Annotated in this window: 11 protein-coding genes; 10 read left to right on the forward strand and 1 reads right to left on the reverse strand. The window is 67.5% G+C overall.

The genetic code is table 11. From position 1 onward, the window contains the following. The first annotated feature begins 1 nt into the window (after nt 1). Nucleotides 2-463, forward strand: a complete 462-nt coding sequence (locus KCTC_RS09180; protein WP_164512556.1) for a DUF4383 domain-containing protein — start codon at nt 2-4, stop codon at nt 461-463. Here KCTC_RS09180 and KCTC_RS09185 read toward each other — a convergent pair. Continuing rightward, the gene (locus KCTC_RS09185) at nt 420-1022 is read right to left on the reverse strand and encodes a TetR/AcrR family transcriptional regulator (protein ID WP_231998657.1); all 603 of its coding nucleotides are present in this window, start codon (nt 1020-1022) and stop codon (nt 420-422) included. The two genes, KCTC_RS09180 and KCTC_RS09185, sit on opposite strands and share 44 nt — an antisense overlap. 86 nt (nt 1023-1108) lie before the next feature. Here KCTC_RS09185 and KCTC_RS09190 point away from each other — a divergent pair, with 86 nt between their 5' ends. The 9 genes from KCTC_RS09190 (at nt 1109) to KCTC_RS09230 (ending at nt 12522) form a co-directional block, all read left to right on the forward strand. Continuing rightward, nucleotides 1109-2581, forward strand: a complete 1473-nt coding sequence (locus KCTC_RS09190; RefSeq protein WP_231998658.1) for a flavin-containing monooxygenase — start codon at nt 1109-1111, stop codon at nt 2579-2581. Nucleotides 2582-2592: 11 nt separating this feature from the next. Continuing rightward, nucleotides 2593-3465: an SDR family NAD(P)-dependent oxidoreductase gene (locus KCTC_RS09195; RefSeq protein WP_125568822.1), complete on the forward strand. Its 873-nt coding sequence runs from the start codon at nt 2593-2595 to the stop codon at nt 3463-3465. Then, on the forward strand, nt 3462-4715 hold the full coding sequence (locus KCTC_RS09200) for an NADH:flavin oxidoreductase/NADH oxidase family protein (protein WP_231998659.1): 1254 nt from the start codon (nt 3462-3464) through the stop codon (nt 4713-4715). Before KCTC_RS09195 ends, KCTC_RS09200 begins: the two co-directional genes overlap by 4 nt. A gap of 53 nt (nt 4716-4768) precedes the next feature. After that, entirely contained in the window at nt 4769-5857 is a 1089-nt protein-coding gene (locus KCTC_RS09205; RefSeq protein ID WP_125568824.1) for a lipase family alpha/beta hydrolase, read from the forward strand. A gap of 22 nt (nt 5858-5879) precedes the next feature. Then, nucleotides 5880-6419: a maleylpyruvate isomerase family mycothiol-dependent enzyme gene (locus KCTC_RS09210; protein ID WP_231998660.1), complete on the forward strand. Its 540-nt coding sequence runs from the start codon at nt 5880-5882 to the stop codon at nt 6417-6419. Between the two features lie 89 nt (nt 6420-6508). Further along, nucleotides 6509-8536, forward strand: coding sequence for an ArnT family glycosyltransferase (locus tag KCTC_RS09215; RefSeq protein WP_125568826.1), 2028 nt, complete (start codon nt 6509-6511; stop codon nt 8534-8536). 65 nt (nt 8537-8601) lie between these two features. Further along, nucleotides 8602-9435: an NAD(+) diphosphatase gene (gene nudC, locus KCTC_RS09220; RefSeq protein ID WP_125568828.1), complete on the forward strand. Its 834-nt coding sequence runs from the start codon at nt 8602-8604 to the stop codon at nt 9433-9435. Nucleotides 9436-9643: 208 nt separating this feature from the next. Further along, nucleotides 9644-10582 carry an alpha/beta fold hydrolase gene (locus KCTC_RS09225; RefSeq protein ID WP_197715169.1) on the forward strand — a complete coding sequence of 313 codons (939 nt, stop codon included), beginning with the start codon at nt 9644-9646 and terminating at the stop codon, nt 10580-10582. Between the two features lie 110 nt (nt 10583-10692). Then, nucleotides 10693-12522 carry a phosphoenolpyruvate carboxykinase (GTP) gene (locus tag KCTC_RS09230; RefSeq protein WP_125568830.1) on the forward strand — a complete coding sequence of 610 codons (1830 nt, stop codon included), beginning with the start codon at nt 10693-10695 and terminating at the stop codon, nt 12520-12522. Nucleotides 12523-12606 lie beyond the last annotated feature (84 nt).

The following is a 12606-nucleotide window of genomic DNA, read 5'->3' on the forward strand; positions in this document are numbered from 1 at the left end:
GATGACCAGCCAAGCTCTGCATCGCCTCGGATCTGCCAGGACCGCGGCTCAGTGGACCGCCCTTCTGTTCGGGCTGTGGTTCACCGTCGGCAACTACGTCGCCGGCACGGTCATCTGGCCGGGAACCATCACGGACCCGAACGGCATGTATTTCATGCACCTGTTCGGCTTCATCCCGGTGATGGTCAACGGCTGGCACCTGTACTTCCACCTGATCACCGGCCTGATCTGCCTGCTGGTCGCATCGAGCGATCGTCGCGCCCGGATCGGTTGCGGAGCAGTCGCGGCGATCTATCTGGCGACGGGCATCGTCGGGCTGGTGACTCGAGGGGACATCTACGGGTTGATCATGGCCGACACGTTCGGCAACGGGGTCCACGTCGTTGAGGGCACCGGACTCGCGTTGGGCGCCGTCGTGGTCAGGCCGAGACCGCTCCGAGCACTCCTGCGAGTGAGCGGGTGAGTGAGGCGACGATCTCGTCCTCGCTCAGGTCCTGCGGGTCGTTGATCCAGTTGAGGACGACGTCCTCGACCATGGCAGCCCAGCTCCGGGCGAACATCCGCACGCGGGGGAGGTCGCTGATGCCGTATGCGGCGAGTTCCTCCGCGGAGCAGGAGTCGAAGATCCGGTCGGTGAGTGCCGCGCGTGCCGACAGGTAGATGTCGCGCACCTCGTTGTTGCCGCGCTGTGCCTCCTGCAGGAATGACACATACCCGGTGAGATTCGCGCCCACCCACCGCAGGTAAGCCTGGATCGAGACGCGGAGTCGTACCTCCAGGGACGGGTCGTCGACGGGCGCGGTCGCCTCGAACAGGCCGTCGGCCATCCGGCGCAGGACGGCGCGTACGAAGTCCTGCTTGCTGCCGAAGTAGTGATAGAGCAGGCCGCGCGAGATCGAGGCGTCGTGGGCGAGCGCATCGATGGAGAACTCGTCGATCGGGCGCTCGCCGATCATCGCCACGCCGAGCTCGAGCAACTGCTCGCGGCGGTCCTCGGGCGTCAGGCGGATGCGGGTGCTCACGAGCCCAGCCTAGGCGCAATTCTCACTACTGAATGTGATTCAGTAGATATTGACACTCGTTCAACAGTGCACGTACCGTCGACGTCATGAGTATGGAAACCATCTCCGTCGACCACCTGATCGTCGGCGCCGGCTTCGCCGGACTGTGCGCGGCGATCAAGTTGGACGAGGCGGGGGAGCGCGACTTCGTCGTCATCGAGAAGGACAGCGACGTCGGCGGGACCTGGCACATCAACACGTATCCGGGTGCGGAATGCGACGTCCCGAGCCAGCTGTACAGCTACTCCTTCGCGCTCAACCCGGACTGGTCGCGGGTTTACTCACCGCAGCAGGAGATCTGGGAGTACACCAAGCGTGTCGCCACCGAGGCCGGCATCCTCGACCGGGTCGTGCTCGACACCTCGGTGCAGAACTCGACCTGGGACGCCGCCCAGCAGCGCTGGATCGTGACGACCAGTGGCGCGACGTACGCCGCGCGCACCCTGATCTCCGGTTCGGGCGGGCTCTCGGAGCCGTCGCTCCCGGACATCAAGGGCATCGAGTCGTACACCGGTGAGACGTTCCACTCCGCCCGCTGGGACCACAGCGTCGACCTGGAGGGCAAGCGCATCGCTGTCATTGGCACCGGTGCCTCCGCCATCCAGCTGGTGCCCGAGCTGCAGAAGATGGCTGCGCGGGTCGATGTCTACCAGCGCACGCCGAACTGGATCATCCCCCGCAACGAGCGCCGGTTCACGGCCATCGAGAAGCAGGTCTTCCGCCGGGTCCCGCTGGCGCAGCGCGCTGTTCGCGCCGCGGTGTACGCCACCCTCGAGGGTCGCGTCCCGGCGTTCAACCGGTTCCCGGTCTTGTTGAAGGCGGTCGAGGCGCAGGGGAAGGCCAACATCGCGAAGGCGATCAGTGACCCGGAGCTTCGCGCCAAGGTCACCCCTGCGTACCGCGCCGGCTGCAAGCGCATCCTGGTCTCCAACAAGTGGTACCCGGCGATTGCCGCCGACAACGTCGAGCTGATCACCGACGGCATCGCCGAGATCCGCTCCGGCTCCATCGTCACGACGGCCGGTGAGGAGCGGGAGATCGACGTCCTCGTCATCGCCACCGGCTTCCACGTGACCGACCCGCCGATCGCGCAGCACGTCGTCGGCGCCGATGGCCGGACCCTGGCCGAGCAGTGGCGTGAGACCGGCATGCGGGCATACAAGGGCACCACCATCCACGGGTTCCCGAACCTGTTCCAGCTTGTCGGCCCTAACACCGCGCTCGGCCACAGCTCGATGATCTTCCAGATCGAGTCGCAGGTCCGGTACGTCGTCGACGCGGTCGTGACGATGCGCCGCACGGGGCTGGCGACGGTGCAGCCGAAGCTCGAGGCGCAGGACTCCTGGACCGGTGCCGTTCAGGAGCGGATGAAGCCGACCGTCTGGCTCACCGGCGGCTGCGCCAGCTGGTACGTCGACGAGCACGGCAACAACACCACCCTCTGGCCCGGCCAGACCTTCACCTTCCGTCAGCAGCTCTCCTCCTTCGACGTCGACCAGTACGTCGTCACCTCCGCCTGAAAGGCACAGCCATGAAGACCCTCAACAACAAGGTCGCCGTCGTCACCGGAGCCGGATCCGGCATCGGCCGCTCGCTCGCGCTGGCGCTCACCAAGGCAGGCGCCCGCGTAGCGATCAGCGACTGGAGCGAGGCCGGTTTGGCCGAGACCGTTGCCCTCTGTGCCGAGATCGGCGAGGCGCCGCACTCGCGGATCCTCGACGTACGCGACCGCGCTGCGGTGACGGCGTACGCGGCCGACGTCGCCGAGCACTTCGGTGGCGTCAACGTGGTGATCAACAACGCCGGCATCACCATCTTCGGCACGGTGGAGGAGTCGCCGTACGAGGACATCGAGAAGGTCATGGACGTCGACTTCTGGGGTGTGGTGCACGGGACGAAGGCGTTCCTGCCGCACCTGATCGCCTCGGGCGACGGCCACGTCGTCAACATCTCGAGCATCTTCGGCTTGTTCGGCGTGCCGACGCAGAGCTCGTACAACGCGGCGAAGTTCGCGGTCCGTGGGTTCACCGAGTCGCTGCGCCAGGAGATGCTCATCGCCGGTCACAAGGTCGGTGTCACGTCGGTCCACCCGGGTGGCATCAGGACCAACATCGTCAACAACGCGGTGGCCAGCAACGCCGCCGACCTCGGCTCGATGCAGAAGCTCTTCGACACCGTCCTCACCCGCACGTCGGCTGATGAGGCCGCCGCGACGATCCTGCGGGGCGTACGCGGCAACAGGGCCAAGGTGCTGATCGGCCTCGACGCCCACGTGGTCGACCTGCTGATCCGTGCCCTCGGCTCGGCGTACCAGCGTCCGTTCGCCGCCGTCTCGCGCCGCCTCACGAGCAAGCTCCAGGCTCCGGCCGCAGCCCCGGCTTCCGCGAAGGTCTCGGCCAAGTGACCTCCTCGACCCACCATCTCGCTCAGCCGCTCCTCCTTCCGGGCGGCCACAAGCTCCCCAACCGCTTCATGAAGTCGGCGTTGAGCGAGTCGCTCGGCGACCGTGACTGCGGCCCGACTCCGGAACTGGAACGGCTCTACGCGCGCTGGGCGAACGGCGGCTACGGCCTCGTCGTCACCGGCAACGTGATGGTCGATCGCCGTCAGCGCGGTGAACCCGGCAACGTGGTCGTCGAGGACGAGCGGCATCTGGAGGGGCTGCGTCGGTGGGCGGCGACCTTCGCCGACAGCGAGGCGCAGTTGTGGGCCCAGATCAACCACCCGGGCCGCCAGGCGAATGCCATGGTCAGCAAGAATCGGCCGGTCGCGCCCAGTGCGATCCAGGTGAAGATGCCCGGATCCACCAAGCCGCGGGCGCTGAGTGATGCCGAGATCCGCGAGCTCATCGAGCGGTACGCGACCACGGCGGCGGTTCTGGAGAAGGCCGGCTTCGACGGTGTGCAGCTGCACGGGGCGCACGGGTACCTGATCACTCAGTTCCTGTCGCCGCTCGCCAACCAGCGCGATGACGCGTGGGGCGGCGACGCCGAACGTCGACGCCGCTTCGTCCTCGAGGTGCTGCGCGCCGTCCGGGCTGCGACCGGCAAGGACTTCGCGGTCGGGATCAAGCTCAACTCGGCCGACTTCCAGCGCGGCGGCTTCTCCGAGGAGGAGTCGCGGGAGGTCGTACGCGCGCTCGTCGCCGAGGGCATCGACCTGATCGAGGTCAGTGGCGGTACGTACGAGAACCCGATCATGATGGGCAAGATCGCGGAGTCCACCCGTGCCCGGGAGGCCTTCTTCCTGGAGTACGCGGCGGCGCTGCGCGATTTGGCGCCGAACACGCCGATCGCGGTCACCGGCGGCTTCCGCTCGACGGCAGCCATGGACGGTGCGATCGCGAACGGCGACTGCGACATCGTCGGGCTCGGGCGTCCGACGTGTGTCTTCCCGGATGCGGCTGCGCAGATCCTCAGCGGCGCGACCGATCGGCTGGAGAGCCCTGGCGTACGCGTCGGCCTGCGACCGGTCATGGGTCGGGTCCTGGACCTGAAGCAGATGGACGGGGGCCTCGACCTGTCGTGGCACACCGACCAGTTGCACCGTCTCGGCGCCGGCAAGGAGCCCGATCTCAACCGTGGCTGGAAGACGGCGCTGGGAGCCATGGTCCTGCGCAACGGACCCGAGGCCTTCCGCGCCAAGCGCGGCTGAAGCAGTTGTCGACCCGGCCGACCGAACACCCCCACAAGAACGAGGAACCTGTCATGCGATCCGTGTGCACACCCGTGGCAAAGCTCGCTGTCGTCGCCGCAGTCTCGACCCTGGTCGTCGGGCTTCTTGTCGGTACGACCGGGGCGCCTGCACTGGGCTCGACAGCCCGAGCATGGGCCCCACTGACCCAAGCGGGACCGGCGTTGTCGGTGCCGTCGGCGAGCTTGACCAAGGCTGTGGCCTGTTCTGGTCCGTTCCGCGGCAACAACCTCGAGCCGGTTCTCCTCGAGCCGGCCACCGGCGTCACCCCGACGGAGAACTACTCCTGGAACTGGGAGCGCGTGTTCACGGCGCAGCACCGACCGTGGTGCGCGGTCACCGAGCCGTTCCACACACTCGGGGATCTCCAGGTGGGCGGTGAGTACGTCGTCTACGCGATCCGACGCTTGCACGCCCTCACTGGTCGCAAGATCGCCGTTATGGGTCACAGCCAAGGCGGACAGACGATGCGCTGGGCCCTGCGCTTCTGGCCCGACACCCGTTCCATGGTCGACGACGTCATCGGGATGGCCGGCGACAACCACGGCACCACGTTGCTCGATGGCTTCTGCGTGGCCAGCTTGACGACGTGCACTCCGCAGGGGTGGCAGCAACGGAGTACCTCCAACTACCTCCGCGCCCTCAACAGTGTGACGGAGACGTTCGCCGGCATCTCGTACACGGAGATCTACAGCCACAACGACGAGGTGGTCCTCCCCAGCACCGGGCCGCGGCCGTCGTCGGCCCTGCACAGCGGCGCCGGCCTGATCACCAACGTAGCGACGCAGGACCTCTGCCCGTCCGACGTGTACGAGCACCTCGCGGTCGGGACGATCGATCCGGTCACCTACGCCCTGGCGACGGATGCACTCAGCCACCCCGGACCGGCGCTGCCCAGTCGGATCAGCCGGTCCGCGTGTTCGCAGATCCTCATGCCCGGCGTGAGTGCCGCTGCCGCCCAGCAGAACCTCAGCCTCCTCGGTGGGCTCCCCAACGTCCTGTTGGTGCCGGTTCCGTTCGTCAATCTCGGTGGCGCACCCCAACTGTCGAACGAGCCAGCTCTTGCGTGTTACGTCTACGCCGGTGGATGCCGCGGCCGCTGAACCGCTGTGACACCCTGAACCGGTGCCGATCGATCCCATGGGCGTACTAGCGCTCCAACGAGCCCTCACCCAGGCCGCCGAGCTCCTCGACACCGTCACCGAGGCGGATCTTGCCAAGCCGACGCCGTGCGAGGAATGGGACGTACGCAAGCTCGCCAACCATCTGATCGCGCAGCCTCGGATCTTCGTGACGATGCTCCAGGGGTCGCCTCCCGGGTGGAACGGTCGCGAGGACTACACGGCGCACCTCGGTGAGGAGCTCCGTACGCGTGGAAATGTGCTGGTCAACCTGTGGCGCCAGATCGATGATGCGATGCTCGACCCGGACTGGCATGCGGCCGAGATCGCGACCCACACCTGGGATCTCGCGGTCGCCCTCGGCCGGACCACGGACGACCTCGACCAGTCCGTCGCGCAACGTGCCGTGATCACCATGGACCGGGTCCTGGGACCGGCACGCAAGGGCCGCGCCTTCGCCGACGCGAAGGCTGCGCCGGCCGGTTCGGACGCGTACACCCACCTGGCCGCGTACGCGGGCCGCACCGTGCCCTTCGCCGGCTGAGTCGGTCACAGGATCTTCCCGACAACCTGCCAAGGAGGTCTGGGGAGCGACACAGGATCACCACAGATCCCGGTCGGATCGTCGGTGGCATGACATCAACACTGCCCCCTCCCGAGCCGTCCACTCGGGCCCGCTGGGAACGCCCGGCACATCTCGGCCTGCTCCTGTCGACGGCGGTCCTCTACGTCTGGAACCTGTCGGCCAGCGGATGGGCGAACTCGTTCTACTCCGCGGCCGTCCAGGCCGGATCGGTCAGCTGGAAGGCGTTCTTCTTCGGTTCCAGCGACGCCGCCAACTCGATCACCGTCGACAAGCCGCCGGCCAGCCTCTGGCCGATGGAACTCTCGGTCCGCATCTTCGGCCTGAACTCCTGGGCCATCCTCATTCCCGAGGCTCTGATGGGCGTCGCGACAGTTGCGATCGTGTACGCCTCGGTCCGGCGGTACTTCTCCGCGCAGGCCGCCCTCTTCGCGGGTGCTGCGCTGGCACTCACTCCCGTCGCGGCGCTCATGTTCAAGTTCAACAACCCTGACGCGATGCTGGCTCTGCTGCTCACAGCGGCGACCGCGCTGACCGTCAAGGCCATCGGCACCGGCAAGGCACGCTGGCTGGTCTGGGCCGGCGTCGCGATCGGCTTCGGGTTCCTCACCAAACAGTTGCAGGCGTTCCTGGTGCTCCCGGCCCTGATCGTCGTTTACGCGTACGCCGCTCCGCACCCGTTCCTCGTCCGGGTCAGGCACTTGCTGTACGCGTTCGGCGCGATGATCGTCGCCGGCGGCTGGTGGGTGGCGATCGTCGAACTGGTCCCGGCGTCCGATCGGCCCTACATCGGTGGCTCCCAGACCAACGACTTCCTCAACCTGACCTTCGGCTACAACGGGCTCGGTCGGATCACCGGCAGCGAGACCGGCAGTGTCACGCCGGGTGGCGGTGGTGCCGGCCGTGGCATGTGGGGTGTGACCGGGCTGTGGCGCCTGTTCGAGAACGAGATCGGCGGACAGATCGCCTGGTTGCTGCCGGCGGCGCTGGCACTCACGCTGGTCGCCCTGTGGGTCACTCGAGCGGCGCCGCGTACCGATGCCCGTCGGGCCCTGGTCCTCGCCTACAGCGTGTCGATGCTGACGACCGCGATCGCGTTCAGCTTCATGGCCGGGATCTTCCACGCCTACTACACGGTCGCTCTAGCGCCCGGGATCGCCGTCGCGGTGGCGGTCGGCGGCGAACTCCTCTGGGAGCGCCGCGAGGCGTGGTGGGCCCGGATCGTCGCGGCGGCAGTCGTGCTCGGCAGCGCGTGGTGGGCGTGGATCCTGCTGGATCGCGCCTCGGGTTGGAACCCGTGGGTCAAGGTCCTCGCCGTCGTCCTAGCGGTGGTCGCCTCGGCTCTGATCGTGCTGGGGTCGAAGGTGCGGATCGCGACCGCTGGCGCGGTCCTTGTGGCGATGGCCGCTGTGCTGGTCGCCCCCACCGCGTACAGCCTGGAGACTGTGGGGGTCGGGCACTCCGGCTCGATCGTCACCGCCGGTCCGACGGTTGCCTCCGGTATGGGCGGCCCGGGTGGCGGGGGCGGGATGCGCGGCGGGCGAGGCTTCGCGGGAGGTACGCCGCCGGCGGGCCGGATGATGGCAGCTGGGCACATGCCACCCATGCCGACCGGCGGTCAGATGCCGGCCTTCCCTGGCGGGCAGGTGGGTACGCAGGCCGGCGCGACGCGGGGCGGGTTCGGCGTCGGGGGCGGGCTGCTCAACAGTTCCAGCGTCAGCGCGGAACTGAGGACGCTGCTGGAGCAGAACGGCACGACGTACACCTGGGTGGCTGCCGCGGTCGGCTCCAACGAGGCCTCCGGCTACCAACTCGCGACGCAGTTCCCAGTGATGCCGATCGGTGGTTTCAACGGCTCCGACCCCTCACCGACGCTCGCGCAGTTCCAGGCGTACGTGGCCGCCAAGAAGATTCACTACTTCTTGGGCGGGCACGGCATTGCGGGTGGGATGGGGATCGGCCGGTCGAACGGCGGCAGCAATGTCTCCTCGCAGATCAGCACCTGGGTCGAGGCGCACTTCACCGCGAAGACGGTTGGCGGGGTGACGCTCTACGACCTCACCACGCCCAAGGCCTGATCCTCGTGTGGTTGGGCGGGTGTCACGGCGCCCGCTCAACCACACGAGGCTCCTAGGCTGGCCGGGTGGATCCCGCCTCGTACGTCCTTGCCTCCCACGATCGCGCCGCTCATCTGCGCGCCGATCCGGTCGAGGCTGATGTCTGGATCACCGTCGGCAACGGTCGAGTCCGGGTTTCGAACGGCCGGTTGGATCGCGGCGATACGTCGGCAGGCGGCGCTGATGTGTTCCTCGGAGTGATCGACGGCACCCGAGTCGCAGCCAGCGTGGTGGAACGGATCGAGCCGAAGGAGGAGGCCGTCGACCTGCGGGCAGGCTTCGGTCTGCTCGACACCGCCGAGATCGGCCTTGCCGCACACGCCGTCGCGATGGCCCGCTGGATCGAGGCGACCAGATTCTGCGCCAAGTGCGGTCATGCCCTCACTCTCACCAAGGGCGGCCACATCGCCCTGTGCGCGAGCTGCTCCACGGAGCACTACCCGCGTACCGACTCCGCCGTCATCATGGCGCTGACCGATCAGGACGACCGGCTCCTGTTGGCCCGCAACACCGCCTGGCCCGCCGGGATGATGTCGGTGCTCGCCGGCTTCGTGGAGCCCGGTGAATCGCTGGAGGACGCCGTACGCCGAGAGATCGCCGAGGAGGTCGGCCTCCACGCGACTGACGTCGAGTACGTCGGGAGCCAGCCGTGGCCGTTCCCGAGTTCGATCATGTTGGGCTTCGCGGCGCGTACGTCCGAGGTCGAGATCACCATCGACCCCACCGAGATCGCCGAGGCGCGCTGGTTCACCCGCGCGGAGCTGCAGCAGGCCGTCAAGGAGGACGGCCTCTGGGTGCCTCCGCGCGGTGTCTCGATCTCCACGCATCTCATCGAACGCTGGTACGGCGGCCCGGTCTGAGGCCCTGACGGCGCGTCTGCTGCGTTGCTCTTCGGTCGCGGGCCCGCGAGGCCCGCTTCCCTCCGGCGCCTTGCAGCCGCGCGCGTCAGGACCTCAGACCCCCGAGGCCAGCTTCGCTCGCGCTCCTTGTGACCGCGCGCGTCAGGGCCTCAGGCTCTCAGGGCCGTGCCTCTGGCGCCCGCCGCGGTCCACGCGGGAGAGTGGCGTCGTGGATTACACGGAGCAGACCGCGTGGCGCGACATCCAGGCCCACCTGCCGGCCGACTTCCAGCTCACGCCGGCGACCATGCCGGACACCGAGTGGTGGTCGCACAACGGCCACCGCATTCATCTGGACACTTATCGCAACCCCGACGCGAAGGTGAAGGTGATCCTCTTCCACGGCGTCGGCACCAACGGTCGTCAGATGACCACGATCCTCGGCCGACCACTCGCCGCACGCGGTCACGAGACCATCGCCATCGACATGCCGACGTACGGCGTCACCGAGGTCGCTGCCCATGCGCTCGTGACCTACGACGACTGGGTGCAGATCGGGTCCGATCTGATCGACCGCGAACTCGCCCGCGACGATCGTCCGATCGTCCTCTACGGCCTGTCAGCGGGCGGAATGGAGACCTTCCACGTGGCTGCGGTCAACGCCAAGGTCCACGGGATCGTCGGGATGACGTTCCTCGATCAGCGAGTGCCGCAGGTCGCCCGCGAGACAGCGTTCGACCCGGTGACCGGTGCCATCGGCGGCAGGCTGATGCGGCTGCTGGCGCGTACTCCGCTGCGTCGGCTGCGGTTGCCGATGCGTCTGGTCAGCAAGATGCGGGCGCTGGTGAACGACAAGGCCGCGCTGCGTACGTGCTTGAAGGACAAGACCTCGGCAGGCAATTCGGCTTCCGTCGCGTTCCTCGACTCCTACCTGAACTACCAGCCTGCGATGGAGCCTGAGGACTTCGATGTCTGCCCGATCCTGCTCACCCAGCCGGCCGCGGATCGGTGGACGCCGAAGTACCTCTCCGATCTCGTGCTGGACCGGGTCCGCAAGGTCCCGGTGAGCGTCGTGGAGCTCGAGAACGGCAGTCACTACCCGATCGAGGAGACGGCGCTGCGACAGATGGTCGACGCTGTGGACGCGTTCGTCGCCGGTGTCGGATAGGTCACAGAGGTACGCCCGCCCACGCGTTCGCGCGTGTCTCACGATGCAGCGCCGACGCGTAGGTCCGGTAACGTGCCTGCAATCCATCCGTTCGCGAAGGGCTCTTTTTCATGGTTGACGTTCAGTCTGTGCTCGCTGATGCGGGCCTGACCAACCCCCACGTCGTCGAGTTCGTGACCTACTGGGCCGGTATCACCCAGCCCGACCGTGTCGAGGTCGTCAGCGCCTCCGACGACGCGCGCCTGCTCGAGGAGTCCCTCGCAGCCGGTGAGTTGCTTCCGGTTTCGGGTGACCGCTACTTCTCCCGCTCGTACTACAAGGACACCGCCCGCTCCGAGGAGCGCACGGTCGTCGCCACGAGCAACCCGGCCGACAAGGGCATCTACAACAACTGGAAGCCCGCCGAGGACACCGTCGCCACGCTCACCGAGCGGATGACCGGTCAGTCCAAGGGCAAGACCATGTACGTGATCCCGTACCTGATGGCTCCGCAGGGCAGCCCGCTGGAGGCGTACGCCGCCGGCGTCGAGCTGACTGACAGCCGACCGGTCGTGCAGCAGATGATCCGGATGTCGCGCGTCGGTGTGCACTACATCAACGAGCTCGCGGACCAGTCCTCGTTCGTCAAGGCCGTGCACGTCACGGGCGACCTGCCGAACCTCGGCCAGGGCACTGCCGACGACCAGCGTCTCTTCGCGACCGTCGCCGACCAGCGAACGATCCTGCACTTCGGCTCCTCGTACGGCGGCAACGCGCTTCTGGGCAAGATCGCCCACGGTCTGCGTCAGGCCTGCTACGACGGCCGCGCCTCGGGCAAGTTCCTGGCCGAGCAGTTCCTGCTCCTGGGGATCAAGGACAAGGAGACCGGCAAGACGTTCCACGTCGTCGGTGGTTTCCCGTCGGCCTCGGGCAAGACCAACCTGTCGATGACGATGTCGCCCGACGAGCTCGGTGACCGGTACGAGGTCACCTTCTACGGCGACGACATCGCCTGGATCTGGGTCGACGAGGACGGCAAGCTCCGCGCGTTCAACCCGGAGAACGGCGTCTTCGGTGTCGCCAAGGACACCAACGAGGCCACCAACCCCGGCGCCGTCGACGCGATCGTGCCGGGCACCGGCGCCATCTTCACCAACGTCGCGTACAACGAGAAGACGCAGGACGTGTGGTGGGAGGGCAAGACCAAGCACCACCCGGACGACCTCGACGGCTGGATCGACTGGAAGGGCGAGCGCATCGCAGCCCGCAACCCGGACGAAGCCGGCGACCCGTGGGCGCACCCGAACAGCCGCTTCACCACGACCATCGCGCACGTCCCGAACGCTGCCGATGACTACAACGACCCGGCCGGTGTCGTCGTTGACGCGATCATCTTCGGTGGGCGTACGCGTGACCGCGAGCCGCTGATCCGCGCGATCACCGACGTCGCCGAGGGTGTGTACGACGGTATGACGCTCGGCGCCGAGGCGACGTTCGCCGCGGAGGGTGTCGAGGGCATGCTGCGCTACGACCCGATGTCGATGCGTCCGTTCATGGCGTACGAAGAGGGCGACTACGCCGGCCACTGGCTGAAGATCATCGGTGAAGCCACGGTCAAGCCGATCTTCGCGCACGTCAACTGGTTCCAGCGCGGCACCGACGGCCACTTCCTGTGGAACGGCTACCGCGACAACGTCCGCGCGCTGCTGTGGCTGTGGAAGTTCCAGAACGGCGAGGTCAAGGGCAACCCGACCGCCGTTGGTGTCATTCCGACTGCGGACGAGCTCAACGTCGACGGCATGTCCTTCCAGCCCGGCGACCTCGAGACGCTGCTCTCGATCGACGTCGACCGCTGGAAGCAGGAGATGGGCTTCCGCGAGGAGCACCTCAAGCAGTTCAACCTGCCGGAGGCGATCTGGGAGGCCCACCGCCGCGTGGCGGGCGACCTCGACAAGGCCTGATCTCTCAGCAACTCGAAACAAACGTCGAAGGTTCCGGTCACGTGGTGGCCGGAACCTTCGACGTTCTGCATCCGGGCGCTTTCA

This window comes from Nocardioides baekrokdamisoli (assembly GCF_003945325.1).
Lineage (GTDB): Bacteria > Actinomycetota > Actinomycetes > Propionibacteriales > Nocardioidaceae > Nocardioides > Nocardioides baekrokdamisoli.

Coding starts and splice junctions, on each gene's coding strand:
- KCTC_RS09215 (WP_125568826.1), top strand. CDS start 6,509: ATGACATCAACACTGCCCCCTCCCGAGCCGTCCACTCGGGCCCGCTGG.
- KCTC_RS09190 (WP_231998658.1), top strand. CDS start 1,109: ATGAGTATGGAAACCATCTCCGTCGACCACCTGATCGTCGGCGCCGGC.
- KCTC_RS09195 (WP_125568822.1), top strand. CDS start 2,593: ATGAAGACCCTCAACAACAAGGTCGCCGTCGTCACCGGAGCCGGATCC.
- KCTC_RS09205 (WP_125568824.1), top strand. CDS start 4,769: ATGCGATCCGTGTGCACACCCGTGGCAAAGCTCGCTGTCGTCGCCGCA.
- KCTC_RS09180 (WP_164512556.1), top strand. CDS start 2: ATGACCAGCCAAGCTCTGCATCGCCTCGGATCTGCCAGGACCGCGGCT.
- KCTC_RS09230 (WP_125568830.1), top strand. CDS start 10,693: ATGGTTGACGTTCAGTCTGTGCTCGCTGATGCGGGCCTGACCAACCCC.